Annotated in this window: 22 protein-coding genes; 15 read left to right on the top strand and 7 right to left on the bottom strand. The window is 60.0% G+C overall.

The annotated features are described in order from the left end of the window. The first annotated feature begins 72 nt into the window (after nucleotides 1–72). Nucleotides 73–249: a hypothetical protein gene (locus ACNHKD_RS03705; protein ID WP_442755775.1), complete on the top strand. Its 177-nt coding sequence runs from the start codon at nucleotides 73–75 to the stop codon at nucleotides 247–249. A 45-nt stretch (nucleotides 250–294) separates the two neighbouring features. Here the strand turns inward: ACNHKD_RS03705 and ACNHKD_RS03700 are convergent, their stop codons facing one another. From ACNHKD_RS03700 to ACNHKD_RS03690, 3 genes are all read right to left on the bottom strand, one after another. After that, on the bottom strand, nucleotides 295–870 hold the full coding sequence (locus tag ACNHKD_RS03700; protein WP_442755774.1) for an extensin family protein: 576 nt from the start codon (nucleotides 868–870) through the stop codon (nucleotides 295–297). 344 nt (nucleotides 871–1,214) lie between these two features. After that, nucleotides 1,215–1,634, bottom strand: coding sequence for a hypothetical protein (locus ACNHKD_RS03695; RefSeq protein ID WP_442755773.1), 420 nt, complete (start codon nucleotides 1,632–1,634; stop codon nucleotides 1,215–1,217). 4 nt (nucleotides 1,635–1,638) lie between these two features. Further along, the gene (locus ACNHKD_RS03690; RefSeq protein ID WP_442755772.1) at nucleotides 1,639–2,070 is read right to left on the bottom strand and encodes a regulator; all 432 of its coding nucleotides are present in this window, start codon (nucleotides 2,068–2,070) and stop codon (nucleotides 1,639–1,641) included. 234 nt (nucleotides 2,071–2,304) lie between these two features. Between ACNHKD_RS03690 and ACNHKD_RS03685 the strand changes: the two genes are divergently transcribed. From ACNHKD_RS03685 to ACNHKD_RS03670, 4 genes are all read left to right on the top strand, one after another. Beyond that, a complete protein-coding gene (locus ACNHKD_RS03685; protein WP_442755771.1) occupies nucleotides 2,305–3,690 on the top strand; it encodes a HAMP domain-containing sensor histidine kinase in 1,386 nt (461 codons plus the stop codon). Continuing rightward, nucleotides 3,687–4,337: a response regulator gene (locus tag ACNHKD_RS03680; protein ID WP_442755770.1), complete on the top strand. Its 651-nt coding sequence runs from the start codon at nucleotides 3,687–3,689 to the stop codon at nucleotides 4,335–4,337. Before ACNHKD_RS03685 ends, ACNHKD_RS03680 begins: the two co-directional genes overlap by 4 nt. A 116-nt stretch (nucleotides 4,338–4,453) precedes the next feature. Further along, nucleotides 4,454–5,011 (top strand): DUF3280 domain-containing protein, encoded by a 558-nt coding sequence (locus ACNHKD_RS03675; RefSeq protein ID WP_442755769.1) that lies wholly within the window; start codon nucleotides 4,454–4,456, stop codon nucleotides 5,009–5,011. Between the two features lie 734 nt (nucleotides 5,012–5,745). Further along, nucleotides 5,746–7,737, top strand: coding sequence for a polysaccharide biosynthesis protein (locus tag ACNHKD_RS03670; protein ID WP_442755768.1), 1,992 nt, complete (start codon nucleotides 5,746–5,748; stop codon nucleotides 7,735–7,737). Nucleotides 7,738–7,993: 256 nt separating this feature from the next. Here ACNHKD_RS03670 and ACNHKD_RS03665 read toward each other — a convergent pair whose 3' ends face one another. Beyond that, the gene (locus ACNHKD_RS03665) at nucleotides 7,994–8,221 is read right to left on the bottom strand and encodes a hypothetical protein (RefSeq protein WP_442755767.1); all 228 of its coding nucleotides are present in this window, start codon (nucleotides 8,219–8,221) and stop codon (nucleotides 7,994–7,996) included. A gap of 114 nt (nucleotides 8,222–8,335) precedes the next feature. On the opposite strand from ACNHKD_RS03665, the gene ACNHKD_RS03660 reads away from it, so the two are divergent. The 10 genes from ACNHKD_RS03660 (at nucleotide 8,336) to ACNHKD_RS03615 (ending at nucleotide 20,242) form a co-directional block, all read left to right on the top strand. Beyond that, complete coding sequence (locus ACNHKD_RS03660; protein ID WP_442755766.1) at nucleotides 8,336–9,133, top strand: O-antigen ligase family protein; 798 nt, start codon at nucleotides 8,336–8,338, stop codon at nucleotides 9,131–9,133. Next, complete coding sequence (locus tag ACNHKD_RS03655) at nucleotides 9,127–10,974, top strand: hypothetical protein (protein WP_442755765.1); 1,848 nt, start codon at nucleotides 9,127–9,129, stop codon at nucleotides 10,972–10,974. The genes ACNHKD_RS03660 and ACNHKD_RS03655 overlap by 7 nt, the downstream gene beginning before the upstream one ends. A gap of 10 nt (nucleotides 10,975–10,984) precedes the next feature. Continuing rightward, nucleotides 10,985–11,854 carry a hypothetical protein gene (locus ACNHKD_RS03650; protein ID WP_442755764.1) on the top strand — a complete coding sequence of 290 codons (870 nt, stop codon included), beginning with the start codon at nucleotides 10,985–10,987 and terminating at the stop codon, nucleotides 11,852–11,854. A 3-nt stretch (nucleotides 11,855–11,857) separates the two neighbouring features. Next, complete coding sequence (locus ACNHKD_RS03645; RefSeq protein WP_442755763.1) at nucleotides 11,858–13,006, top strand: DegT/DnrJ/EryC1/StrS family aminotransferase; 1,149 nt, start codon at nucleotides 11,858–11,860, stop codon at nucleotides 13,004–13,006. Beyond that, on the top strand, nucleotides 12,973–13,701 hold the full coding sequence (locus tag ACNHKD_RS03640; RefSeq protein WP_442755762.1) for a sugar transferase: 729 nt from the start codon (nucleotides 12,973–12,975) through the stop codon (nucleotides 13,699–13,701). Before ACNHKD_RS03645 ends, ACNHKD_RS03640 begins: the two co-directional genes overlap by 34 nt. Nucleotides 13,702–13,779: 78 nt before the next feature. Continuing rightward, the gene (locus ACNHKD_RS03635; RefSeq protein ID WP_442755761.1) at nucleotides 13,780–14,940 is read left to right on the top strand and encodes a glycosyltransferase family 4 protein; all 1,161 of its coding nucleotides are present in this window, start codon (nucleotides 13,780–13,782) and stop codon (nucleotides 14,938–14,940) included. A 47-nt stretch (nucleotides 14,941–14,987) separates the two neighbouring features. Beyond that, nucleotides 14,988–16,511, top strand: a complete 1,524-nt coding sequence (locus ACNHKD_RS03630) for a hypothetical protein (RefSeq protein ID WP_442755760.1) — start codon at nucleotides 14,988–14,990, stop codon at nucleotides 16,509–16,511. 9 nt (nucleotides 16,512–16,520) lie between these two features. After that, complete coding sequence (locus tag ACNHKD_RS03625) at nucleotides 16,521–17,303, top strand: hypothetical protein (protein WP_442755759.1); 783 nt, start codon at nucleotides 16,521–16,523, stop codon at nucleotides 17,301–17,303. Beyond that, nucleotides 17,303–18,667 (top strand): oligosaccharide flippase family protein, encoded by a 1,365-nt coding sequence (locus tag ACNHKD_RS03620; protein WP_442755758.1) that lies wholly within the window; start codon nucleotides 17,303–17,305, stop codon nucleotides 18,665–18,667. The genes ACNHKD_RS03625 and ACNHKD_RS03620 overlap by 1 nt, the downstream gene beginning before the upstream one ends. 492 nt (nucleotides 18,668–19,159) lie before the next feature. Then, nucleotides 19,160–20,242: a polysaccharide biosynthesis/export family protein gene (locus tag ACNHKD_RS03615; RefSeq protein WP_442755757.1), complete on the top strand. Its 1,083-nt coding sequence runs from the start codon at nucleotides 19,160–19,162 to the stop codon at nucleotides 20,240–20,242. 101 nt (nucleotides 20,243–20,343) lie between these two features. Here ACNHKD_RS03615 and ACNHKD_RS03610 read toward each other — a convergent pair whose 3' ends face one another. The 3 genes from ACNHKD_RS03610 to ACNHKD_RS03600 all read right to left on the bottom strand — a co-directional run bounded on the left by ACNHKD_RS03610 (nucleotide 20,344) and on the right by ACNHKD_RS03600 (nucleotide 23,121). Next, nucleotides 20,344–20,868: a VanZ family protein gene (locus ACNHKD_RS03610; protein ID WP_442755756.1), complete on the bottom strand. Its 525-nt coding sequence runs from the start codon at nucleotides 20,866–20,868 to the stop codon at nucleotides 20,344–20,346. 253 nt (nucleotides 20,869–21,121) lie between these two features. After that, the gene (locus tag ACNHKD_RS03605) at nucleotides 21,122–22,201 is read right to left on the bottom strand and encodes a hypothetical protein (RefSeq protein WP_442755755.1); all 1,080 of its coding nucleotides are present in this window, start codon (nucleotides 22,199–22,201) and stop codon (nucleotides 21,122–21,124) included. 422 nt (nucleotides 22,202–22,623) lie between these two features. After that, nucleotides 22,624–23,121, bottom strand: coding sequence for a GlcG/HbpS family heme-binding protein (locus ACNHKD_RS03600; RefSeq protein ID WP_442755754.1), 498 nt, complete (start codon nucleotides 23,119–23,121; stop codon nucleotides 22,624–22,626). Nucleotides 23,122–23,314 lie beyond the last annotated feature (193 nt).

The following is a 23,314-nucleotide window of genomic DNA, read 5'->3' as shown; positions in this document are numbered from 1 at the left end:
GAGAATACTTCCGCATAAACCCGTTGAAAGTCTAGCTCAGATTCTCATCACTTGCTTTCGACATTGTGAAGAATGCCGGTTTTTCTTGATATTGAGGTCGACGACGCGCTCGCCCTTTCGGTGCAAACCGATCTGCGATGGAAGGCCGGCGGCGTCGTGCTGTCGCGGCGCTCCCGCGCGTGGAGGCGCTCGTCCCGTCAGCGGATGTTCGGCAAGGCGGAGATAAGTCAGAAGCAGCCGCACCCGTAAGGGCTGCTTCGCGCCAATTTTTGTCAGCCCGGCGACATGTCCGGTTCATTCGCAGATCCGGTAGCGCTCGCTGGTTCCATGTCGCTGAATGTCGACGTGGAGATGGTCTTCGTGCGCCGCGTCCGAACCGGGGCCCAGCACCGTCGTGAACCAGCCGCAGGCGGCGGTGCGCACAGTCCGGAGAACCGCCTGCCCTGCCGGATCGCCGCTTGCCCCGAACGACAGGGCTCGCCCGTTGGCCAACTCGAAGCCCGAGATGTCGAGCGCGAACCCGATCGCATGCGCGCTGATCTTGCCGGCTGCTTCACGGTTGCGGTTGCGGCATTCGAAGCCCGGTCCTGTCACGACTGTCTTTAGAGCAGAGGAGAAGTTTTCCGCGAGGATGGGGGCGACCACCCCGCCGACCCAAAGCGCCAAAGGTTCGGCCAAGCGGCAATCGACCAGTGGCCGCGCGGGGAGCTGGATGGAGCCGAAGCCGCGGCGAACGACCAGGCTCCGGAGCCGGACCGGCATGGCGACGGCGCAAACCTCGCCGTCGGACGGCGCCGTCTCCGTTTGGAACTCTACGCCCAGAGCAGCCAGCCGATCCAGGCACGCCCCCATATCGGGCGCGCCGACCACATCGCCTTCGCCAGGGCGAGCCGGCTTCGCTGGCCCAAGCTCTGGCGGCCTTCGGGGCGGCAAGGGCTGTGAATAGAGCTCGCTCGCGCCTACCGCCAAAAGCAGGCTAACGGCCGCGCAGCGCCCATGGAATTGACGAAGCCGAGTTCGCGCTCGCCTCCTCCCGAACGAACTTCTGAAGATTGCGGCGTCCATGGCATGGCTGCCGCTTCGATCCGACGGCGCTGCGTCAGCAGCAGGTGACGACGTTCCCATAAAACAGATATTCGCCGGACGAACATCGTCACACAACCAGCGACGCTGGGGTTAGCCTGCACCGCAAGCGGTTGTCGCTTCGGATGCGCCTACCATCCCCTCAGGGCGCCGATCGCGATCACCCACGCGAACGTCCCAAAGCCGATCGTCGTCGCGACGCAGCTCAGGATGATTGCAGCGAAGAAGACGGGAGGCGCAGCCTCCTTGAAGTCCGGCCGCATGGCGTGGACGAGAAAGGCGAAGGGATTAAAGAAGGCTCCGAGGCAGGCCGCGGCAATCTGCCAGGTCGCGGGCGTCTCTTCGACGAGACGGCAAAGCCCGTAGAAGACAAAAAGAAACAGCGCCATCATGAGATAGTCGACATGGGAGCGAACGAGGTCCGCCCGGTTTGGCAGGAAGCGGTGGAGCGCGCCGCCGGGGCGCGCGAGCAACGCGACAAGAAGCCATGCTTCGATCAGCGCGATCGACAGGCAAAGGGCGCCGGCGACGGCGACGGCTGAGAGCGGCATGGTCTCAGGCCTGGTCGAGATCATAAAGCGCGGCGAAATCCTGCGCGCGAAGCGTCATGGCGACATTCATGCTGTCGTCAAGCGCCTCATAGAGGGCGCCGGCGCCATAAATCGCAAAAAGGACGATTGCATCGATATCGCCGCCGCCCTCGCGATGCGGCTCGTCAGTCGGCTGCGCCACGGTGAAGCGCCCGCACGGCCTGACTTCCTTCAGGCGGCCGTCGGCGTGATAGAGCCGATGCTCGCCGCGAATGGTCATCGTTTTGTTCAGCGTCAGATGGCGGTGCAGAACGATCTGACGTTTCGCGGCGAATTTGAACAGCACATGGATGACGCCGTTCGCTCCGTCCACATCGAGCACCGACAGCGACAGATGGTCGACGCCATCGATCTGCTTCCAGCGAATGTTGCGCTCATCGAAAATCAAGTCGGCCAAGGGCGATCCTCCTGTTTTGAACGCTCGGCCGACAATTTGTCGCGATTCCGAGCGTCGCCTCCAGGGCGATTCGCCTCGAATCAGGCGGGAAATTCGCCTGACCTCGTCGCCCCCGCGATGCGCCGCCGTTTAGGCAATTTGCCCGAACCTGGCGATCGGGCCTCCCGATATGTTGGCGTCGGGCGATTGCGCGTCTAGAATTCTCAGAACCAGCAAGGCGGCGGAGGATCGTTCATGCGCCTCGTCATTCGACTCATCGCGCAGCTTGTCGTGATCGTGGTCGCTACGCTCGCGGCGACGTCGGGTTTCGTGATGATCGAGGCGCACAAGACCGTCGCCTCCGAAACCGCCGCGACCGCCGAACGCGCGGCGTTCGAACTCGAAAATCTCTTCTGGCGCGAAATCCTTTGGCGAGGCAGCATGCGTCGTGACGGCGTCCTGCCCATTCCAAACTGGGAGTCGCTCGCGACCCTCAAGCTTGTCTCGCCGGGCGTATGCATCGCTTACGCGCCGGCGGGAGAAGAGCCTCATAAGCTTTGCAGCCGGCTGGAAGGCGTCGGCGCGCCGGCCCCGGAATGGTTCGCGAAGGGATATCGGGCGATCTTTGGACCGGAAGTCCCGGCGACCCGCCGCCTCACTATCCGGCAGCCTGAAACAGGCGCCGTGGTCGCGACAGCCGACGCCGAGGCGGCGATCCGGCAAGCCTGGGGCCAGATTTCCATCGTGCTTGGCGTCGCGGGGTCCATGGCCTTGGCGATCTGTCTCCTCGCCGCCCTGGCGATCGCAAAGGCGCTCGCGCCAACGCAGACCATTATTGCGGGGCTCCGGCGACTCGAAGGCGGGAACTACCGACGCCCGATCGAAACCCGCGAAACCGCCGAGTTCGGCCTCATCGCGCGCGCGGTGAACGACCTCGCCGAGCGGCTCGCCCGGACGGACGCCGAGCGCATGGCGCTCACCAAGCGCCTCTTCGAGGTGCAGGAGGAAGAGCGTCGCGCGCTGGCCCGCGACCTCCACGACGAATTCGGCCAGTGCCTGACCGCCGCCCTCGCCTTCGCCGCCGCCATCGAGGCGGGCGCCCAGGACCGGCCCGATCTCGCAAAGGACGCGCGTTCAATCTCAAACGCCGCAAGACGTATGATGACAACGCTGCGCGAGACGCTCGCACGGCTCCGGTCGCAGGATCTGGAAGAACTGGGGCTGGAGATGTGTCTTGTTCAACTCGTCGCCGGGTGGAACGCGCGAGCGGGCGCGAGCGCCATCGTGCATCTCGATCTGGAAGGCGATCTCGCGGCCTTGCCTCGGGCGGTCGCAACGAGCGTCTATCGTATCGCGCAAGAGAGTCTCACCAATGCGATGCGCCACGGCCGTCCGAACCACATCCGCCTTCGGATCTCGCGCGCCGCGGATATTTCGATGACGATCGAGGACGACGCGGGGGGCGATCCCGCAAGCGTCAGCGCTTCCTCCGGTCACGGAATTCTCGGGATGCGCGAGCGCGTCACGGCTCTGGGCGGCAGCCTCGTCATCGGCCGCGCCGCGCGCGGCCTCAGGGTCGATGCCCGCATTCCGCTCGCACAGAGGGGCGAATTGGGCGCCGCGGGATTCGCGCCGGCATGATCGGGGTTTCCATCCTTCTCGTCGACGACCACCCGATCGTGCGCGAGGGCTACCGCCGGTTGCTGGAGCGCCAGCCGGGCTTTCGCGTCGTCGCCGAAGCCGACAATGCGGGCGCCGCCTATCAGATCTATCGCGATGTGTCGCCTGACGTCGCGATCATGGATCTTTCTCTGCCCGGCGCCGGCGGGCTCGAAGCGATCCGCCACATCCGGCAATGGGATAAGCGCGCCCGCATTCTCGTCTTCACCATGCACTGCGGCTCGGCCTTCGCCCTGAAGGCGTTCGACGCGGGCGCTGCGGGCTATGTGACGAAGAGCAGCGACGCGACCGAGCTTATCAAGGCGGTCGCAAACGTGGCCCGGGGAGGCCGGGCCTTGAGCGACGACATTGCGCGCGAGATCGCCGCCGAGCGAATTGGGAACGGCGCCTCTCTCGTCGAGAGCCTCGGACCGCGAGAGACCGAAATTCTCAGGATGATCGCCTCGGGAAAAACAACCGAGGAGATCGCCGCCCTTCTCAATCTCAGCGCCAAGACCGTTCAAAACTATCATTACCAGATCAAATCCAAGATCGGCGCCCGAACGGACGCGCATCTCGTCTGGCTCGCGATCGGCGCCGGGATCGTCGAAGTCGAGAACGCGAATTGAGCCGCGCCAGTTAGGGCGACGCGGGCGATTTGCCCGAGGGCGATCGGTCAAAACGCTGACGCGCTCAACCGCGCAAGGAAGCATAACTCCGCCGACGCAATGAGCGGAGAAACGAAATGATTGCTGTCCCGCCTTTCGCGCGCGTCCGAGCTTTCGGCGTTGCGGTTCTGCTCGTCCTTACGCCGTTTTCGGGCGCGCGCCCCGCCGACGAGGCGCGAAGACCGATCAAGCTCGCAGTCTTCGCTCTCGAGCTGGACGATTTCAGCGCCGGCGGTCCGCTCGCCGGAGAAAGCGTCGCCGAAACGGCGCGCCTTCAACGCATGACGCGACTCACCCGCGATTTGCTCGCGGAGTCGGGCTTGTTCGAGATCGTCGACGTTAGCGGATCGGGCGCGCAAATGGTCGCCGAACATTGGCTTCGCAAATGCAACGGATGTGATGCGGAAGCGGCGCGCGACCTCGGCGCGGACATGTCTTTTGTCGGCTTTTTCCGAAAGATCAGCGTTATGGAGCAATGTCTGGAGTTGCGCATCCGAGACGCCCGAACGGGTCAGCTCGTCCATGTCTCTCAAACGGACCTCCGCGGGGAGACGGACGAGTCCTGGAGCAGAGCCCTCAGATTTCTGATCAGATACGAACTTGTCGAGCCGGAACGCGCGCGTCGCGCACGCTAGTCTGAAAACCAGGATTTCAAACAGAGCGCACGATCGGTTCGTGGGACAATCGCGCGATCGGTAGCCTGCGCGCGCCGCTTCAACTGTCAAAGGCCTCGCCGAGCGTAACGCGCCCTGCCGCTGCTTTCCGGGCGCGACATCTTGTGCAAGACCGAAGCGGCCAGCGCGCACGCATCTGAAGGCGATCAAGCTTGTCTTGCTTTATGCCTCTCGCTTGCGCGTCCCCGATAAATCGCGCGAGGGAGATTCGCCCAAATTAAGGCGCGGACAAATCAGGTTGTTTCGTTGGAAGCGGGACCCCGATCGCGCCAATCCTCGCCAAGCCTCGACTGAACGATGAAGGTTCGAGCAAAAAATCGCCTCAATTGACGCCGTTAGCCAGACTGCGTGAATGCTTAAGTATGCGCTTATAGCTCAGCTTACGAATACTTGATTCTGATGTTATTAATCAGAGTTTTAGCGGGAAACTCACAGGCATCGCTTGCATAAAATTTACAATCGTTTAACAATAATTTTTGACAAAAGTACGTCTCTTTTGTCACGTCCGTATGTAGCGTCTTTTAGCGAGTATCAGAATGACTATGTTTTCAGTCATGCTCGATTCTGTCGAGTTAAAGCGCGCTGGTCGTCTTTCAATTGATACGACGTTGAGTTCGCTAGGCGTTCTCTTCGCAATCGGATTAGTCGATCCTAAAAGTATTTACGTCCACGCGAGCACAATACTCGAAACCACATTGCTGTCGGCCGCGGCCTTTGGCTGCGTCTACCTGGCGACCGGCCTGTCTTTCCGGTCATGGCGCTTCGTTTCCGTGCCCGACGTTTTCCAGCTTTGCCGGGATGTGGCGCTTGCCGTTTTGATCTTTTTCGCGCTTCAAGCGTCTTTGACGCCGTCCGCGACTCTTTCATGGTCGTCGCCGATCGCCGCCTATTGCGCGATCCTTACATTGCTTGGCGGCGTGCGCGTCCTGTATCGGGCGTCGCTCGAGGGGAAGCTGCCGCTGGGGCTGGATCAAATCCGGAATGCGAAAGAAGCGCCCGCCGAACGCGAGAATCTGCTCGTGTACGGCGCCACGTCGGAAACCGACGCTTTCCTTCGGTCGCTGAGAGGAACGTCGAATCCCTCCTACCACGTCGTCGGCATCATCGAGGATGATAAGGCGAGCTATGACAGGAGCATAAGAGGCGTAAGGGTTCTCGGCGTTTCGGACAGGCTCGAAGAGATCGCCAACTTCCTGCGCGATTCTTCGGTTCCCGTCTCCACGCTGGTCATCCCGACCAATGGCGTGCCGCGCGCGAAGGTTCGAGCTTTGGTCGATGCGGCGAGCAAGGCGCAATTGCGGGCCGTGCGTCTCCCGGACATCCACGCGGTACTGTCCAGAAAGGAGGGAAAGATCGACTTCGAGCCGGTCGTCATAACGGACCTCCTCGGACGCGAGCCGGTCGCGCTGAATCTCTCGTCCATCGACAGCCTCATTCGGGGCAAGACGGTTCTGGTCACGGGTGGCGGCGGCAGCATCGGCTCGGAACTCTGCAGGCAGCTTCTCAGCCACGGGCCGGCGAAGCTGGTTTCAATCGATCATGCCGAGTTCAATCTGTACAACATCGAGCAAGAGCTCGCGGCGAACGATCAAAACCGCGCGTTCAGACCAATCCTCGCGTCGATCCGCGATCGCGAACGCATCTTTGCGATCATGCGAGAGGTCCGCCCGCAACTGGTGTTTCACGCAGCCGCGTATAAACACGTTCCCATGGTTGAAGCGAATCCCGTAGAGGGCATTCTCACCAACGTTCTCGGGACAGCTAATGTCGCAGACGCCGCCGCCGAAGCCGGAGCGGAGGCCGTGGTCATGATTTCGACCGACAAGGCGGTGAAGCCTTACTGCGCGATGGGGTTGTCAAAGCGCGTCGCTGAAATCTATTGCCAGGCCATGGACGCCTCTCGGGCGCAAAAGGGAAACGCCACGCGCTTCATGGTCGTCAGGTTCGGCAACGTCCTCGGCTCCAGCGGCTCCGTCGTCCCGATGTTCGAACGGCAGATCAGGAACGGCGGGCCGGTCACCGTCACCGACCCGCGTATGACGCGATATTTCATGACGATCCCGGAAGCGGTGAGTCTGGTGCTTCAAGGATCCACTTTCGCGATGCAAAGGGCGGAGTCCGCCGGCGCCATCATGGTGCTCGACATGGGCGAGCCCATCAGGATCGTCGATCTCGCTCGCAGAATGATATCCCTCGCCGGCTATCTGCCCGACCGCGACATTCCGATTTCCTTCATCGGCGTGCGCGAGGGCGAGAAGCTGCACGAAGAGCTTTTCGACGAGAATGAGATTCTGGAAACGACCGATGTCGCGGGCATTCGCCTCGCACGTTCCCGTATTCAAGGGCTCCATGTCATGCAGGGTTTGCGTGACTATCTGCGCTCCGCCGCTGCGACGCTCGATCCCGAAAGCGTGATGCGCATGCTGAGGGAGGTAATTCCGAACAAAGAGGTCGCTTCGTTCAAAGTTACGCCTCCGGGACCGGTCGGATTAAACGCGCATCACGCGCTGAGTCTCCGCGCGGCCCGGCCGAAGCGTCGGAATGTCGGACGCAAGAATCACAAGGAAGAGCTTTTGCCCGCCTATGTCGTTCGTAAAGGCGACATGAAGAAGATGAACCGCCGCCTGGCAAGGCGTCGTCATGATCTGCCCGCCCAGAACCAAGATCCCGGAGGTTCGGAACTCTAATCAGGCATTACGGGGATTTTACCGGCCCCGAGCGTAGGAAGCGTAAATGCGTATCGCGAACAGAGGCCTTCTGGGGTCCGGCGTGTTGGTCGACGCCTTATTGGCGGCAGGGCTCGCGTTGACCGCGTCAACACAGCTTCGTCTGGCCAGCTTGCCAGTCGGGCCTGCGGAACTGATGTTGATTTGCTGGCTCTGCGCGAGCGCTTCGCTGGCGCTCTTGCGGGGCGAAGGCGCGATTTCGAAGCCCTGCCTGAAACTACTTCTTTTCTGGACTCTCTTTGTCACGGCCGAGTGCATCGGCTCGATCATGGCGATGTTTATCGGGGACCTCCATGATACGGGGCTCGTCCTGCACGATATTTTCGCCTACGCTTTGGCGGCGGCCCTCAGCCTGATGCTCGTCTGGCGCCCGGACGCGGGCGCGCGCCTCCATCGCATCGCCTGGATCACTTGCTCTTTCGGAGCCTTCTTCTTTCTCGTTCAACTGGCTTCGGCGTTCGGTTTCTTCGAAATAGGCGACGTAGAGCCGTGGTACTGGGATCGATTGCGCGGATGGTCGGAAAATCCGAACCAGCTCGCATTGCTGGCGACGGCGCTGATGCTGCTGTCCTTGAACCAGGCGGAGACCGCCCGAACCTGGAGTCGATTTCTCCTCGCCCTTCTCTTCGCCGCGACCGCCGCCGTCGTCGGACATCTGTCGAAGAGCGACACCTTCCACGGTGTCGCCGTAATGAGCTTCTGCGCGTTTTTCGCGCTGAAATTGTTCGAACGGGCCTTCTCGCGAAGAGCCTTGACGACGTCGTCGGCGCTGGGAGCGATCGGCCTAGTCGCCGTCCCTCTTCTCATTCTATCCGCCGCTCCTCTTCTCGGCGACGACTCGATCGCGACGAAAATCGTCAACAGCCTCGCGAAAGACAATGGTGAAAGCGTCGGCAAAGAAGCGGATCTGCGCGTCCAGATCTGGCGTCGCGCGCTGGAGCGCGGCGCGGAAGCCTCCATGATGGGCCTGGGCCCGGGCCCTCATCTCGAGATTCCGTCCGAGATCATTTCCGAAAGGCGGACGACAAACGATATCAATGTCGCCCATCCGGAAGTGAACATCACCGCGAATTTCGAGTCGCACAACATCTTCCTGGAAATGTACCTTCAGGGCGGGTTGATCGCTGCGTTAGCGCTGGCGTGGCTGTTGCTGAACGCTGTCGTCAAAGCTTACGCGAATTCTATTTTCCTGGCGATCGCCTTGCTCGGGATCACGACGTTCGGCCTGACAAACGTTAATCTTCGACAACCAATTTACTGGTTTTCCATCGCCCTCTGCCTTACCTCTGAACAACGCAGTGCGACACGCCGCCTTTCAGCCGCAACATCCTCACATAAGGTATTCGCTTTATGCTAAACGTCATCAATAAGGATCTTTTCCCGATCGCGGTCGACCCCGGCCAATTGCCACCGCACGAACAGCCTGCTCAAGTCCAGCAGCTTTTCGCCATCCTGCGCATGAGGAAATGGACAATCCTGCTCTTCAGCCTGACAGGGTTCGCCCTCGCTCTGGCTGCGGGTTTGCTTATCCCGATCAAATACATGTCCAGCGGTTTCCTCGTGATCGATCCCGAGAAATGGCCGAAGGCCGCAACCTTCAACGAGGTCGCGGACCGTCCCGAAAGCGTCGCCGCGCGGCAGGAAAACTCCATCGACCCCATTATGGACACGCACGAACTGGCGCTTACCTCCCCGGCGCTCGTGGAGAGGGCGGCGAAGGAAACGCTTGGCTACAAGGTGGGCAAAGGCCAGCCGTCTCTGACGCCCGAGCTGCTCACCCCTCAGCCGTTCGGGCTGGACGAAATCAAGCGGCGCTTCCGCGTCTGGGCCAGAATGCTCAAGCCTGAGCAGGACGGGGCCGCCGACCCGAAGCAACTGTCGAAAATTCTAAAGGTCATTCGCGAAAAACATTCTTACGTGTTCGTCATCAACGCCTTTGCGGACACTCCGCAAAAAGCGGCCGATTTCGCGAACCGCGTGATGTCTCTCTATGTCGCCGAAAGAGCCGAGGCCCGGCGCGTGCGCATAACCGAGGAACTCGATCAGATTTCGCGCCGCATTACCGCGTTGAACCAGATCGTCAACTCCACCACGTCCGAAGCACGCTCGATGCTGACGCACCCGATCCAGCGCAATGCGTTCTTTGACCAACGGCTGCGGGAGACGATTGGCGACGCTTCGGCGACGCGCAGTCTCGTGCCGGCGCTGGAGCGGCGACAGACCTATCTGCGCGGCCAATTGCAGAATCTCAAGCCGGACGCCGAGGTCATGAGCCCGGCCGCGCCTCCTTCGGCCCCGAGCACGCCTCACCCGATCCTTTTCGGCGTTCCCGGTCTGATCCTGTCACTGATAGGCGGTTGCGCCTGGGCGATCTGGCGTGAACGCGCGGATACGTCTCTGCGAAGCGAGAACGACGTTGAAGAAAAACTTCGTCTGCCGCTGATTGGGTTCCTGCCGGAGCAACGCAGAGGCGCGCGGTCGCCGGAGCAACTCTTACTCTCCGACCCGAATGGGAGCCTGTTCGAGGCGGTCCGGTTTATTCTCTCGTCGATGAACGCCACGCAGCGGGAGACGGCGCCGAGGAGCGTGCTTGTCACGTCGAGCGTGTCGGGGGAAGGCAAGACGACATTGGCGAGATGCCTGGCGATCGCTGGCGCTCGGATGGGCCGGCGGACGCTCCTTGTCGATCTGGACTTCACTCGTCGTCAACGAATCGGAGTCGCCGACAGCTTCTCCCACCAAAAGAGCCTCGCTCTTCCCTCGGAAGAACTCTCTTCCCCGCTTTTGCATGTTCAAGGCCTCGCCGATCTTCGCATCGACTTTTTGCAGATCGCGCCAAGCGTTGCAGAGCCGCTGGCGCTTTTCGCAAATCATCAGCTCGCCAAGACCATGCGCGACCTCCATAACGAATATGACTGGATCATCGTGGATGGATCGCCGCTGATGGAGCTGCCAGAAGCGCATCTGATCCCGGCTTTCGTCGACAAGGTCATGTTCGTCGCGCGCTGGGGCCGAACGAGAGCCGATGTCGTCGTCAACGCGTTGAAGAAACTGAGACCATATGACGGCGTCAATAAAAGCGACATTATCTCCGGCGTCGTGCTCACGCGCGCCGACATGAAGAAGCACGCGTCGTACGGCTATGGCGACGTCGGAGAAATGCTCGCCGCGCTTCCACGCTTCGGCCGCAGGCGGTGAGGGACGCGTCATGCAAGTCGTGTTTCCGATCATCGCGGCGCTCGCGGGTCTTTGCCTCGCTTCGGCGACCGCCCTCGCCGAAAAAAGCGCGCTGCACTTCGCCTCAAACGGAAATTTCGACCGGGCCAATCGCTTTGCGCCCGAGAGGATAGGCTTCACTCTCGCCGACGTCGGCAGTCTCGCTCAACTGGAGAGATTGCGGGGCGACGCAAGGGCGCTTGTCTGGCTCGGAGGTTGTCGCGGCGTTTCTCCAGAATTCAAGGCAAAGGCGCTGTCTTTTAACGGCAAACCCAGCCTCTGGGGCTTCTACCTCGTAGACGACGCCTACTCCCGCACATGCGATCCAGCAACGCTGAAAGCGGAGTCGAACTGGATTCACGAAAACTTGCCGGGCGCCAAAGTATTTGTCTCTCTCGCCAATTCGGGATCGTTCGACGCGCCCTCTTATCGAGGATACACGCCCGCCACGACCGGCGCGGACTTTCTGGGGATCGCCGCCTATCCATGTCGAACCGAATTGAACCAGGGAAAGGGCGGTTGCGACCTCGACGCCATCGATCGCGTCGTGAAAGCTGCGCTCGACGCGGGCATTCCTGTTGCGGCCATCATTCCTACCTTTCAAGCCTTTGGCGAAGGAAATTGGACGAACGACGGCGGAGGACGCTACGTCACGCCTTCCGCGGAGCAAGAAATCGAAATCTTGGAAAGATGGTGCTCGCTCATCCCGTCGCCAGCCTTCGACCACGCCTATAGCTGGGGAACGCAAAGAGGCGATCGCTCGCTGGAAAATTCGGTCGAGCTTCAAGCGGTTTTTCTTAAACGGAATTCATCGCCCGAGCCCTGCCGGGCGAATTTGAAGGCGGCTCGTCCAGGGAATTGAGATATGCATATCCCATTTTTTAGACCGCCGATCGGCGACGAGGAAATCTCGGCGGTCACGGAAGTGCTGCGATCCGGCTGGCTCACCACCGGGCCAAAAACCGCCCAGTTCGAAAGAGAGTTCAGCGCGTTTCTGGGCGGTGGCGTCGAATCTGTCGCGGTCAACTCCGCGACGGCGGGATTGCATCTTGCGCTCGAAGCTCTCGGAATTGGACCGGGCGACGCCGTAATTGTTCCTACTCTCACCTTTACGGCGACCGCTGAAGTTGTTCGCTATCTGGGCGCCGAGGTCGTGCTGGCGGATGTCGATCCCGATACGCAACTGCTCGACCTGGAAGACTGTCGGAAGCGCCTGACGGCCAATTGCAAAGCGATCATGCCCGTCCATTTCGCCGGAATGCCGTGCGACATGACGAGGATTCTCGAATTCGCGCGGGCTTACGGCCTGAAGGTGGTGGAGGACGCCGCGCATGCGCTGCCGGCGCATCGCGATGGGCGGATGGTGGGAACCTTCGATTCCGACGCCTGCATATTCAGCTTCTACGCAAACAAAACGATCACGACCGGCGAAGGGGGAATGCTCGTCACCAGCAGTCCCGCGATTGCGGCGCGCGCGCGAACGATGCGCACCCACGGCATCAATCGCGACGCCTTCGATCGCTTCCGGAAGGTCGGCGCTTCCTGGGATTACGACATCGTCGCGCCTGGCTTTAAATACAATATGACGGATATTGCGGCGGCGATCGGCGTCGTGCAGCTTTCCAAGGCTCGCGATTTTCAGGCTGCGCGCCAGGCAGCGGCCGAGCGCTACATTGCAAAGCTCTCGAACCTTCCTCTCAAATTGCCGAGAAACGCGCCGCCAGGCTCCTCTCATGCCTGGCATCTTTTCCCGATCCGAGTGTCGCCGGAAGCGGACATCACGCGAGACGAACTGATAGACGCGCTGAACAAGTCCGGGATCGGCTCCTCGGTTCACTACAGGCCATTGCATCGCATGAAATATTGGCGCGAGCGCTATCCTTCGAAGCAGGGAAGCTTTCCGGTCGCCGACGACTATTTCGAGCAGACCCTAACGCTACCTCTTTTTCCCGGAATTCTCGACGCGGAGATCGACCAAATATGCAACGTAATCAAGACATCGCTGCGGAAATAGACCCGGAGCGCCGGCCGCCCCGAGGCTCGACGCTCGCAGCCAAGCGGGCGTTCGATATCGTGGTCGCTACGGGAGGCATGCTTGTTTTCGCGCCGTTCCTGGCGGCGATCGCTCTCGCCGTTAAACTCGACAGCCCAGGTCCGATCTTTTTCCGCCAGGAGCGCGTTGGCCTCGGCGGCGCGCGATTCAGGATTTTCAAGTTTCGAACGATGAAATCAAGCGACTGCGGGAAAGGACTCCCCCTTACGGTGAGCAACGACAACCGGATAACGCGGTTGGGAGCGATCTTGCGCGCGTCGAAGCTGGATGAGATCCCCCAGCTCATCAACGTGATTAAGGGCGACATGTCCCTTGTGGGTCCGCGGCCCGAAGTTCCGTCATTGATGCAATACTACTCCTCCGACCAGCGCGATCTGATCTTGTCCGTCAAACCAGGGATAACCGATTACGCTTCCCTTCTATTTCGTAACGAAAACGAATTGCTCGACGCCGCGAAGGACCCAATCGAGGCATATCGAAGCGAAATCATGCCGGTGAAGTTCCGCCATTACGCTCGGTATCTGAGCGAGATGTCCGTCCGGAACGACATTCGAATCATTCTTGCGACCTGTCTTCTGCTTTTGACGGGGAGGCTTCCAGCATCTGTCGGAGCCGCCAAAGCGGAAGGCGGCTTGGCTAAATTCGGAACGTCATAAAAGCTTTTTCAATGACCAACAGGCGTCGCTATTGTCATTAACGGCGTAAAAACGGCGCTTCAATAGAGGACAGGGTTCATGTCAAACCGCATTTTGCTGATCGGTGGAACGGACCACAATCTTCGCATGTCCTTTTTTCTTGGACTTAAGGAGCGTGGGTTCGAGCCGGTCCTCGCGAGTTCGGGCAACCCGCAACCTTTTGCCGAGGCCGGTCTCGAACACCACAGCTTCGATTTTCATCGTTTCGTCGATCCATTGAAAGATTGGCGCGCCGTGCAGAGTTTGCGCGCGCTTTTGAAAAAGGTGCAGCCCGACATTGTCGAGAGCTTCGACACCAAGCTCAACCTGCTCGTCGCCTTCGCCAATATGGGTGAGCCGCGGTTTCCGTTAATTCGAACGATCAATGGACTGGGATGGCTCTATGCGTCCAACTCTGTCGCGGCTCGCATATTGCGCCCTGTCTATCGAGGCCTTCATCGCTTTGCCTCTTCCGCGGTCAGCCGCACCTTGTTCGAGAACCAGGAAGACAAAGCCTATTTCGAGCAAACGGGTCTCGCCGACCCGAAGACGACAAGATGGGTCCCCGGCGCCGGCGTCGACGTCGAGGGTTTCATGAACAGCTTCCGGAACGGACCGGCCTCGGAAGAAACGCGTCGTCAACTTGGCCTCGAAGGACGTGAGATCCTCGTGACCGTCACGCGGCTCACCCGGGAGAAGGGCATTCTCACTCTGCTGAAGGCGGCGGAGATTGTTCATCGCTCCCGGCCGAATGTTTGTTTTCTTCTCGTCGGTCCCCGAGAGAGCGAGGGGCCTATGGCGATACCGGCGGAGGAGATCGAAAATCGAGCCGACTTTGTCGTCGCGACGGGGTGGCGCGACGACGTGCCTTCCCTGTTGAAGGCGTCGGATCTCTGCGTTTTTCCCACCGAGTATCGGGAAGGCGTGCCGCGCGCTGTGATGGAGGCGGCCATCGCCGAATTGCCGATTGTCACAACGGATGTGCCCGGATGCAGGGATGTCGTGAGGGACGGCTCGAGCGGCTATCTGGCGACGCCCGGCGACTATCAGGGCCTGGCTCGCAAAATAATGCTGGCGCTCGACGAACCAAGAAAGGCGAAAGCGATGGCGCTTCGCGCTTCGGCCCTCGTGAAGGAAAAATACGCGCTCGACGTCGCACTGGACAGCTATGTCGCCGTTTATCGCGAACTTCTCGAAGACATCGAGATCGGCGCCCAATAAGGCCTCGCTTTTGCAGTTTGCGGGAACCTAGTCGAAGAGCAGATGACATGAATGCGCAGCTCGCCACACTCGCCGTAAATCGCTCGGATGCGTCGCCGAAAATTCCTTTCCTTGTGCGACGGCTGCTGGAGCAATGCGAAAAAAGCAGGATTTCGTATTGCTATTGGAAAAGCGGAAGACGACTCCCTGCAGCGTTGGCGGGCGAGAGCGACCTCGATCTCCTTGTCGACCTTCAGCATCAGCACGTCTTCACCGAAAAAATTCTCGGCCTTGGCTTCAAGATCTTTCCGTCGATCCACGGCCTCGACCATCCATCTGTACAAAACTATCTTGGATATGACGAAGAAGACGGACGGCTCTTTCACGTGCACGCGCACTTCCGCCTTGTCCTGGGGCCGCCCCTTATCAAGAATTATTGCCTTCCGTGGGAAGGCGAGATTTTAGCGCGGTCCGCGCCTCATCCCGAATATCTCATCCGAACGATTGATCCGGCGACGGAAGCGATTTTGCTCGCAACCCGATTGTGCCTGGAGTCGAGCTGGCTCGATCCCATCTCGATCAAGAACCGAAAAAAGGTCGCCGAAAAATTCGCCGCCGACCGAAGCGCGCTCCTGTCAACAGTCGACGCGGAGGAGCTAACCGGATTGGCTGCGGAGTTTTTTGGCGAACGGGTCGGAAAAGATCTGAGTGAAGCGTTTTTTTCCGGCAGACCGCTCGAAGGCGAGCGTCAATTGCGCAAAGAAATTCAGAAACGTCTCGCGCCTTATCGCATGTATGGCGACGCCGAGGCTGCGATCAGAACTGTCGCTCGCGCCGCCTCGTGGTCGTTCGGATGGCTGAACAAGCATTATATCCACGCGCCGAGGCCCTGGAGCCGCTATGCGCCCGGCGGCGGACGGATTATCGCGGTGGTTGGCGTCGACGGGAGCGGAAAGTCGACGCAGATCGCCTCGGCATATAAGTGGCTCTCATCCGAAATCGATACGATGCCCGTCTATTTCGGCACAGGAGACGGGCGGCCCGCCCTGATCCTTTTGCCGTTCAAAATGCTTGTTCCGTTAGCGTCGCTTTTGGTGAGGTCAAAACCAAAGGGCTCCTCGCATGGCAAGGTGTCGGACGCACCGCCCGGCCCGCTGTACTGCCTGATGATGATGGTCTGGGCCACGGTCGTCGCAATCGAAAAGCGCGTGAAGCTGGCGCGAGGCTGGCGCGGGGCCAGGCGCGGCCTCGTCGTCATCGCGGATCGATATCCGCAAAACGAAATCCAGTCCTTCAACGACGGCCCGCTGCTCCATCGCCTGCCAAGAGCGCCACGATGGTTACGCACATTCGAGGACGAAACATATGCGCGCGCGAACCGACTCAAGCCGGATCTGGTGATCAGGCTGCTCGTCCCTCCGGAAAGGACCGAGAAACGAGAGCCGACCATGGATCGAGCCGTCATACGAACCCGGATCGCGGATTTGCGAAGGTTGAAATTTGGCGGCGCGACCATTCTCGACGTTGACGCTGAACAGGCTTTGCCGGAAGTAACGCGCGTCGTGAAACGCGCGATCTGGGATCTTCTCTAGCGCGCTGGCATGACGATGATTGTTGAGTTGTTTGGGCCGCCGGGGGCTGGAAAATCGACTTTTTCCAGAGCGCTGGCGCAGAGCCTCCTTCTTGAGGGGGAACACGCTGAGATCGACTCGAGCGCAAGGCCTAACGAAGCGCCCAATGCTGTGACAGCTTCCTATGTCGAGCGAGCGGCTTGGCTGTTCGGGGGCAATCCGCTCTTGAGACTCATTCGAGCCGCGATGCAGTTCTTCGACGCGGTTATGGCTGACGAAAGCACACGCTGCCCGGTTGCGTCCCGCCTTTCGGAAACCTTCCCTCAACACGGGGCGTTTGAGAAATTCCGACTCACTCAGTATATGAAGCGCCTTTCACGTCGATGGCGGCGAGCGGCGGACGTAAGCGAAATCACAATATTCGATCAAGCTTACGCACAAGCCCTTATCTCCTACGCGTCGGCGAGCCGCAAAGCGAATGCAGAAGCTCTCGCTGCGGCGCTTCGATATACGCCGAAAGCCGATCTTCTGATTTACATTGAGGCGCCATATGCGACATTGGTTCAGCGCCTCGTGAGGAGAGCGGAGGATCAAGGCTGGGTTGAGCGGCGTCTTGAACTCGACCTAAAAAGGAACATTCAAGCAATCGACATCGTCTCATGTCTCTATGGAGTGGCCAAGGAGCAAGGCCTGCATGTCATAAGAGGGCGCTCCGACGATAAGAAGTTTCTTGAAGAATGCGTCCGGGAAATTAAACGGCTTTCGGAGCGGTCCCAGGGCGTAAGTCGCACTCACTTGGGGGAAGATGTTTGATGAAGACATTCCTCGACCAGTGTAGAGCAGTTTGCGACCAGATCGTTAATTCTGGAATTCTGAACAGCTTGGCTTCCCGCAATCTTCTGGCTCTGGGCGCTCACTTCATGAGCGCCGGACTGGCCTCAGGGTCGCAATTCATTCTTGCGCGCCTGATGGGCGCACAGAGCTATGGCGATTACGCATACGTTCTGGCCTGGATGTCCGTGCTAGCCTATTTCGCGGCGCTGGGCTTCGACGTGGCGCTTCTGCGCTTCATTCCTGCATATGAAGCCAAGGAAAAATGGGGACTCGCGGAGGGCGTTATAAAATATGCGCAGAGGCGCGTCCTTTTTACCGGCCTCGCCGTCGCTCTGCTGGGCGTAACCTATGCGTATCTGTGGCGAGAGAGCATCGGCCTTGATCTCGCCAATACTTTTCTCATCGGATTTATGCTCGTCCCGGTCTGGTCGCTCTTGTGGATCCGATGCAGCATCGCGCGCTCATCCGGGGGCGTCCTGATGGCCCTCATTCCCGACCGCCTCACCCGGGAAAGCGTGCTTATCGCCATCGTTTTGGTCGCCGCTTTGCTGCTGAACCAGAATGTCGATGCGCTCCTGGCGATGTCCGCGACGCTGATCGGTTCGGTGATTGGGCTCGTGATGGCCGTTATAAACGTCAGAATTCTACGGGAAGGAAACAAGAACTGGTCGCCTCCGCCCGAATACGACGTGGAATATTGGCGCAGAAGCATTCTTCCGCTGGTGGTTCTCGGAGCTGTCGAGGTCTTTATCAACCGGACAGGCGTGATCTCCCTGGGCTATATGGGCCAGCCCGTGGAAGCGGGCGTTTTTGGATTGGTCTTCAACATCGCCTTCGTCGTCACGCTTCCCCGGACGGCGGTAAACACCCTTTTCGCTCCCAATATCTCGGCTCTGTACGCCGCCGGCGAATCAGAGAATCTCCGCGCGCTCATCGCCAAGTCGACCGTGTGGATGCTGGGTTTTAGCGCATTGATCGCGTTCCCTCTTTTTCTGTTCGCAGAACAGTTGCTGGCCTGGTTCGGACCCGCCTTCGTCCCCGGAGCGGTCGCGCTGAAGACCCTTGTCGTCGTTCAGCTGGCTGCGGTCGCCGCCGGGTCCCAGATCAACATTCTCACGATGACCGGCAACGAATCGATCGCCGCCATGCTGCTTACGGGGTTCGCGATCCTCAATATCGCGCTCAACGTCGTCTTGATCCATTTTGCGGGATTGACGGGCGCCGCGGCGGCGAACGCCCTGTGTCTCCTGTTCTGGAACGCGGCCATGGCTTTTTACATTCACAGGCGTCTCGGCTTGATGCCCGGAGTAATGGAAATAGCGATTCGCAATCCCGGCAATTAAGCGGCGCGAAAGCGAAAACTTAGCTGACAAAAAGCTTTGTCGAATAGGCAGCCGGGGCTCGGCGAGCGAGATCAAACACGGACCGCGCCAACTGCGCTGATCAAGCTGTTTCGGCGAAAAATATTGATTTCAATAGAGAAATTTCAAAAATACGGGCGCATGGCGTCCATTGAGATTCGCCGAGAACTATGTTTATTCTCTATTTGTTGTTGCCTTTACCGAGCCGGGGGGTTTATTCCGTGGTAGAGGCGCATTCATCATCGCGGCCTGGGGACTCGCCCCGGGTCTCTCATCATGTCCGTGTTGTGGCAACCGCACTGCGATTTCAGCGCGCGATCTTCGCTGCGCAGACAGGCTAACAAGGATTTCACCTAAATGTGTGAGCCGAAATTGCGGATTTTCACTCGGAGCAGGAAATCTAGGGCCGCGCTCCTTTTATCTGTATTCGCGCTCGGCCTGTCCGGCTGCCTGACGCCCGCTTCCGGCCCGCAGATGGACGAGGTTTACCAACAGGGCGGCGCCAACACGGAAGCGCCGCCTCCCTTTGAGCTGGTCGAATTCGACATGTCGCTGCTCGACCTGCTGAAACATCGGGCGAGTTCGACATTCTCGGTGTCTTTCCGCAACGAGCATCTCGGGCCGAGCCGGGTCAAAATCGGGCCGGGCGACTTGATCGGCCTGTCGGTATACGAGTCGTCCGCCGGCGGTCTGTTTACGCCTTCGGGAACCGAGACCCTGCGTCAGGGCAATTATGTATCGCTGCCGCAGCAGGTGGTCGAGCAGGACGGCACAATCAGCATGCCCTATGGCGGGCGCATCCCGGTCAAAGGGAAATCGACGAAAGAGGTCGAAAGCCTTATCGTGAGCCGCCTAGAGCAACGCGCGATCGAACCCCAGATCGTCGTGAGCCTGCTCGAATCCCGCTCCAGCCTCTATTCCGTGCTGGGCGAAGTCCAGCAACCCGGCCGCTTCCCGATCAATTGGGCGGGCGAAAAGCTGCTCGCCGGCATATCGCGCGCTGGCGGGCCCAAATGGCCCGACTTTGAAACCTCGGTGACTCTCACCCGCGGGAGGCGTACCGAGAAGACGATGCTCAGCTCGATCATCAACGATCCTCGGGAAGATATTTATCTGAAGCCCGGCGACTCGGTTTATCTCCGGCGAGAACCCAGATTCTTCACAGCTTTGGGCGCGACGGGCAAAAGCGGGCAGTATCCGCTGGACGTCCCAAGGCTGACGCTTGCCGGCGGAATGGGCCGCGCCCAGGGACTTCTCGATACGCAAGCCGATCCGACGGGCGTCTTCCTGCTGCGCTGGGAGCCGCCGACGGTCTTGAGCAAATTGGGGCGTGACGTCACGCGGTACAGCACCGCCCGCATTCCGACAATCTATCATATTGACCTGCGGAACCCCACGCATATGCTGGCTTCCCAACAGATCGAGCTGATCGATAATGACGTCATCTACGTCACGAACGCGACGACCGTCGAAATCCGGAAGGCGCTGCAAGTGTTCGTCGATCTGTCGCTGATCACGGCCAACAGCGCGCTGGCCACCTATTACAGCGGACACTAGATCTTATGTTCGGGCGGAATCGTCTGAACATATAACAACGCGATCGATTCTAAAGGCCTGGAGCGCGCTTCGCTTTTTGCAGCGCGCTCCCGGAGAGAACATCAACTCGGGCTTCTCTCGCACGGCGATGCGGCGATGATAATCGCTAAAGCCGCGCCCCCCGCCGCCAATCCGAATGAGAAGCCGGCCGTGCTCACCAAAGCGTCGAGCGGGCTGGCCGAGCGGTCGGCGATAAAGCATTGCAGGATCTCGAACAGGGCGCTGGCGCTGGCGAAGACGAACCAGCCCACCGCACGACTTCGGGTCGTTCGGTAGCCCAGCGCAAGCGCCAAGCCGGCAAAGGCGTAAACGATGAAATGCTCCGCCTTGCCAGGGATGCTGGTGTGAGGTCTGGCCGACCCTGGGACGAGCGATAGAACCGTAATCAGCGATCCGACCGCCACAAGGCTTAGGCGCGCAAGACGCGTTAGGACGACGTCGAATTTTATCCAATCTGCCAGCAAAGTATTTGCTCCCGGGTGAAATCGCCTTGGCGCGAAGCGCGCCTGCCCGCGCATCGCAGCCATTTGACGCAATCGGGCGGCGCCGCGCCAGCGCACACTGTCCGCCGCATCGGAATCACGCAAGCTTTGCTGCTACGACCGCCGAAGGCGCGGCGATCCAGGCTGCCGGCCCGCGCGTGTAACATCCCCTTGCGCCTGCTGCAGCTATCAGGCAAGCGCCGACCCTCGCTCCATCGCGTGTAAATCACGATCGCCGCGCCGGGCGCCACGCGCGCATCTCTACGAGATGCGCGCCGTGCAAATTGTCTTCTTAAAACGTGATTTGTCGCGACGCTCGACCGCTTGTTCGGCTAACGCGTCGCGACAGAGGCCCGCTTTACTGCACGCCGGCAAGGTAGTTTTGCACGACCCATCCTTTGCAGACGCTATCGAAGGCGACGCTCCACCATTGGTAGCCCGAGCCCGACACGGGTCCGTTAACAACCGTCCCAATGGCGCCGGCCGGCTGCTTGCACACGATCCTGCTGGATTGGAGCGGCCTCGAACGCACGTCGACCGCCGCCATCGTCTTCGCGCGACCCCCGATCACAAGGGGCGGCGAAGCGGCAATGCCGCCACCGCCGCCACCGCCACCGCCGTTCTGCGCGATGAAAACCTGCTGCAGATCCGGCGAGCTCTCCAGCGCGACGTCCGCATTCTGCGAACCCCAACTATATGCGTAATCGAAAGCCGCCGTTGGAACGAGCGACGCCCATGTAGACAGGATCTGCTGCGCCTGCGCGGCGGTGGGCAGAAGATAGGTCCCCCCGCCATCGTTGATCCAGTTTCCGCCGCCGAAAGTCTGATAGATGGGAACGATGGCGGAGTTCGGAATCCCCGCGGCCTGAGCCGCGGCGACGTTGCGGTTGATTTCAGCAAAATCACAACCGCCCGCGCCATTGTTCAATTCCGAACGGCAGGGATAGGCCGCAATGCCCAGATAATCCGCGCCGGTCGTGGCGAGATTGTAACCGGCGTAGGACGGCGCCTTGGACGATGCTCCGTTCGCAAGCTCGATAAAGACCTTGGCTCCAGGAACGTTGGCGTGGACCCAGTCCGACTCCGCCTTGAGATTCGTGGGATTGCATGTCGCCGCATAAGCATCGTCAAAGAGATAAAAGCCCCATACTTTGGGATTCCCGATATAAGGCTGAACAGCTTTCACAAAGGAAGCCGTCGCCCCGCCGCACTGTCCGATCCAGACCAAGCCTTTCACGCCGCTGGGTAAAGCGTTGAGCAGGCTTACGCTCGCAACGTCCGCAAGATTGAACCCGATCCTGCTCGGCACGTAGTTCCCGTTATTGTCGAAGTTGTTGTTTCCGGCAAAATGCAGGGAAGTTTTGACCGAGGTCGCATGTCCGGTACCGGCGACTAGGAGCGCGCCGATGAGAGCCACGAGGCACCGCAGCTTATTCATCAATTTTCACCTCCGGTAATTCCCCCCTAGCAGGCGAGTCCTCGCTGGCAAATGCGCCGCCCGAATGGCGTAAGCATGTCGAGTTCGCGCTTTCGCGGGAAACGCATCGAGGCAGGAGAAACACGCTCAAAAAAATGGAGCGCTAATTCTCGCGCTAAAAATTTAGAATTTGCACTTCTTCTAATCTCGCCGCGCCATTGCGACGCGGGTCGACATGACTCTTGATCAACATCCTGCTCTCGCTTGGCGCTCCTCTTTATTGGAAGCAACTCGCGCAGCGATAAAGACCGGCGGCCAGAGAGAGGGTTGCTTCTCGCCACGGCGAAAGCCGCGCCACGGGCGAAAATATTTGCAATCCCTGTAAACACGGAAAGAGGCCCGCCGCTCCGGCGGGCCTCGTCCGTCCCTACGCCCACATCTTCTCAATGCAACTGGTCGGCGACTTTGTCGACGCCAGCCTTTGCGCAGGCCTCGTCTTTGTCGCCGCCGGGCGCGCCGGATACGCCGACCGCGCCGATCACAGTATCCCCCGCCTTGATCGGCAGCGCGCCCTGCGCCGCGACGACATTAGTGAGATGCAACTGCCCGGACGTCGGATTGTCCTTGACGCGCTGGGCGAACTCACCGGAGGCGACACGAAAGGTGCGCGACGTATAGGCCTTGCGCAGGCTGTTCTCAATCGTATGCGGCGAGGCGCCGTCGCCGCGCAAGGAGATGAGCGGCTGCCCCTCCAGGCCGACGACGGTCACCGACACATGGTAGCCCTGCTGGACACAGGCGTCATAAGCCGTTTGCGCGATGCTGAGCGCGGTCGACGTTGACAGCGCCTTCAAAGTCAGAAGCTCCGCCTGCGCAGGCGTAACCGACGACGCAGCGGCTGCGAGCGCCAGCGCCGAAAACCAAAGCGAACGGGAATTCATGGGGATCTGCTCCAACTAAACGTCGATAAGCGTTCGACTTATATATAGTATTTTTATATGGTTTAACTGACAAGGAGTCATTGTGGGAGAGATCCAAAAATCGGATTTCCCGTCGGTTGATTGGCTATTTAAGGCGCTAAAGGGCCCTTGACCGAAGCCAAGCTGCGCGTCTAAAATGCTTGGATGATAGGAT

This window comes from Methylocystis sp. JAN1 (assembly GCF_052186135.1).
Taxonomy (GTDB): Bacteria; Pseudomonadota; Alphaproteobacteria; order Rhizobiales; family Beijerinckiaceae; genus Methylocystis.
The sequence above is the reverse complement of the archived record's forward strand: the minus strand, read 5'-3'. Positions and strand labels throughout refer to the sequence as shown.

What these genes read in the sequence shown, in the direction of transcription:
- ACNHKD_RS03705 (WP_442755775.1), top strand. Translation starts at nt 73, where the DNA reads ATGCCGGTTTTTCTTGATATTGAGGTCGACGACGCGCTCGCCCTTTCG.
- ACNHKD_RS03695 (WP_442755773.1), bottom strand. Translation starts at nt 1,634, where the DNA reads ATGCCGCTCTCAGCCGTCGCCGTCGCCGGCGCCCTTTGCCTGTCGATC.
- ACNHKD_RS03685 (WP_442755771.1), top strand. Translation starts at nt 2,305, where the DNA reads ATGCGCCTCGTCATTCGACTCATCGCGCAGCTTGTCGTGATCGTGGTC.
- ACNHKD_RS03680 (WP_442755770.1), top strand. Translation starts at nt 3,687, where the DNA reads ATGATCGGGGTTTCCATCCTTCTCGTCGACGACCACCCGATCGTGCGC.
- ACNHKD_RS03675 (WP_442755769.1), top strand. Translation starts at nt 4,454, where the DNA reads ATGATTGCTGTCCCGCCTTTCGCGCGCGTCCGAGCTTTCGGCGTTGCG.
- ACNHKD_RS03660 (WP_442755766.1), top strand. Translation starts at nt 8,336, where the DNA reads ATGCTGCTGTCCTTGAACCAGGCGGAGACCGCCCGAACCTGGAGTCGA.
- ACNHKD_RS03655 (WP_442755765.1), top strand. Translation starts at nt 9,127, where the DNA reads ATGCTAAACGTCATCAATAAGGATCTTTTCCCGATCGCGGTCGACCCC.
- ACNHKD_RS03650 (WP_442755764.1), top strand. Translation starts at nt 10,985, where the DNA reads ATGCAAGTCGTGTTTCCGATCATCGCGGCGCTCGCGGGTCTTTGCCTC.
- ACNHKD_RS03645 (WP_442755763.1), top strand. Translation starts at nt 11,858, where the DNA reads ATGCATATCCCATTTTTTAGACCGCCGATCGGCGACGAGGAAATCTCG.
- ACNHKD_RS03640 (WP_442755762.1), top strand. Translation starts at nt 12,973, where the DNA reads ATGCAACGTAATCAAGACATCGCTGCGGAAATAGACCCGGAGCGCCGG.
- ACNHKD_RS03635 (WP_442755761.1), top strand. Translation starts at nt 13,780, where the DNA reads ATGTCAAACCGCATTTTGCTGATCGGTGGAACGGACCACAATCTTCGC.
- ACNHKD_RS03630 (WP_442755760.1), top strand. Translation starts at nt 14,988, where the DNA reads ATGAATGCGCAGCTCGCCACACTCGCCGTAAATCGCTCGGATGCGTCG.
- ACNHKD_RS03625 (WP_442755759.1), top strand. Translation starts at nt 16,521, where the DNA reads ATGACGATGATTGTTGAGTTGTTTGGGCCGCCGGGGGCTGGAAAATCG.
- ACNHKD_RS03620 (WP_442755758.1), top strand. Translation starts at nt 17,303, where the DNA reads ATGAAGACATTCCTCGACCAGTGTAGAGCAGTTTGCGACCAGATCGTT.
- ACNHKD_RS03615 (WP_442755757.1), top strand. Translation starts at nt 19,160, where the DNA reads ATGGACGAGGTTTACCAACAGGGCGGCGCCAACACGGAAGCGCCGCCT.
- ACNHKD_RS03605 (WP_442755755.1), bottom strand. Translation starts at nt 22,201, where the DNA reads ATGAATAAGCTGCGGTGCCTCGTGGCTCTCATCGGCGCGCTCCTAGTC.
- ACNHKD_RS03600 (WP_442755754.1), bottom strand. Translation starts at nt 23,121, where the DNA reads ATGAATTCCCGTTCGCTTTGGTTTTCGGCGCTGGCGCTCGCAGCCGCT.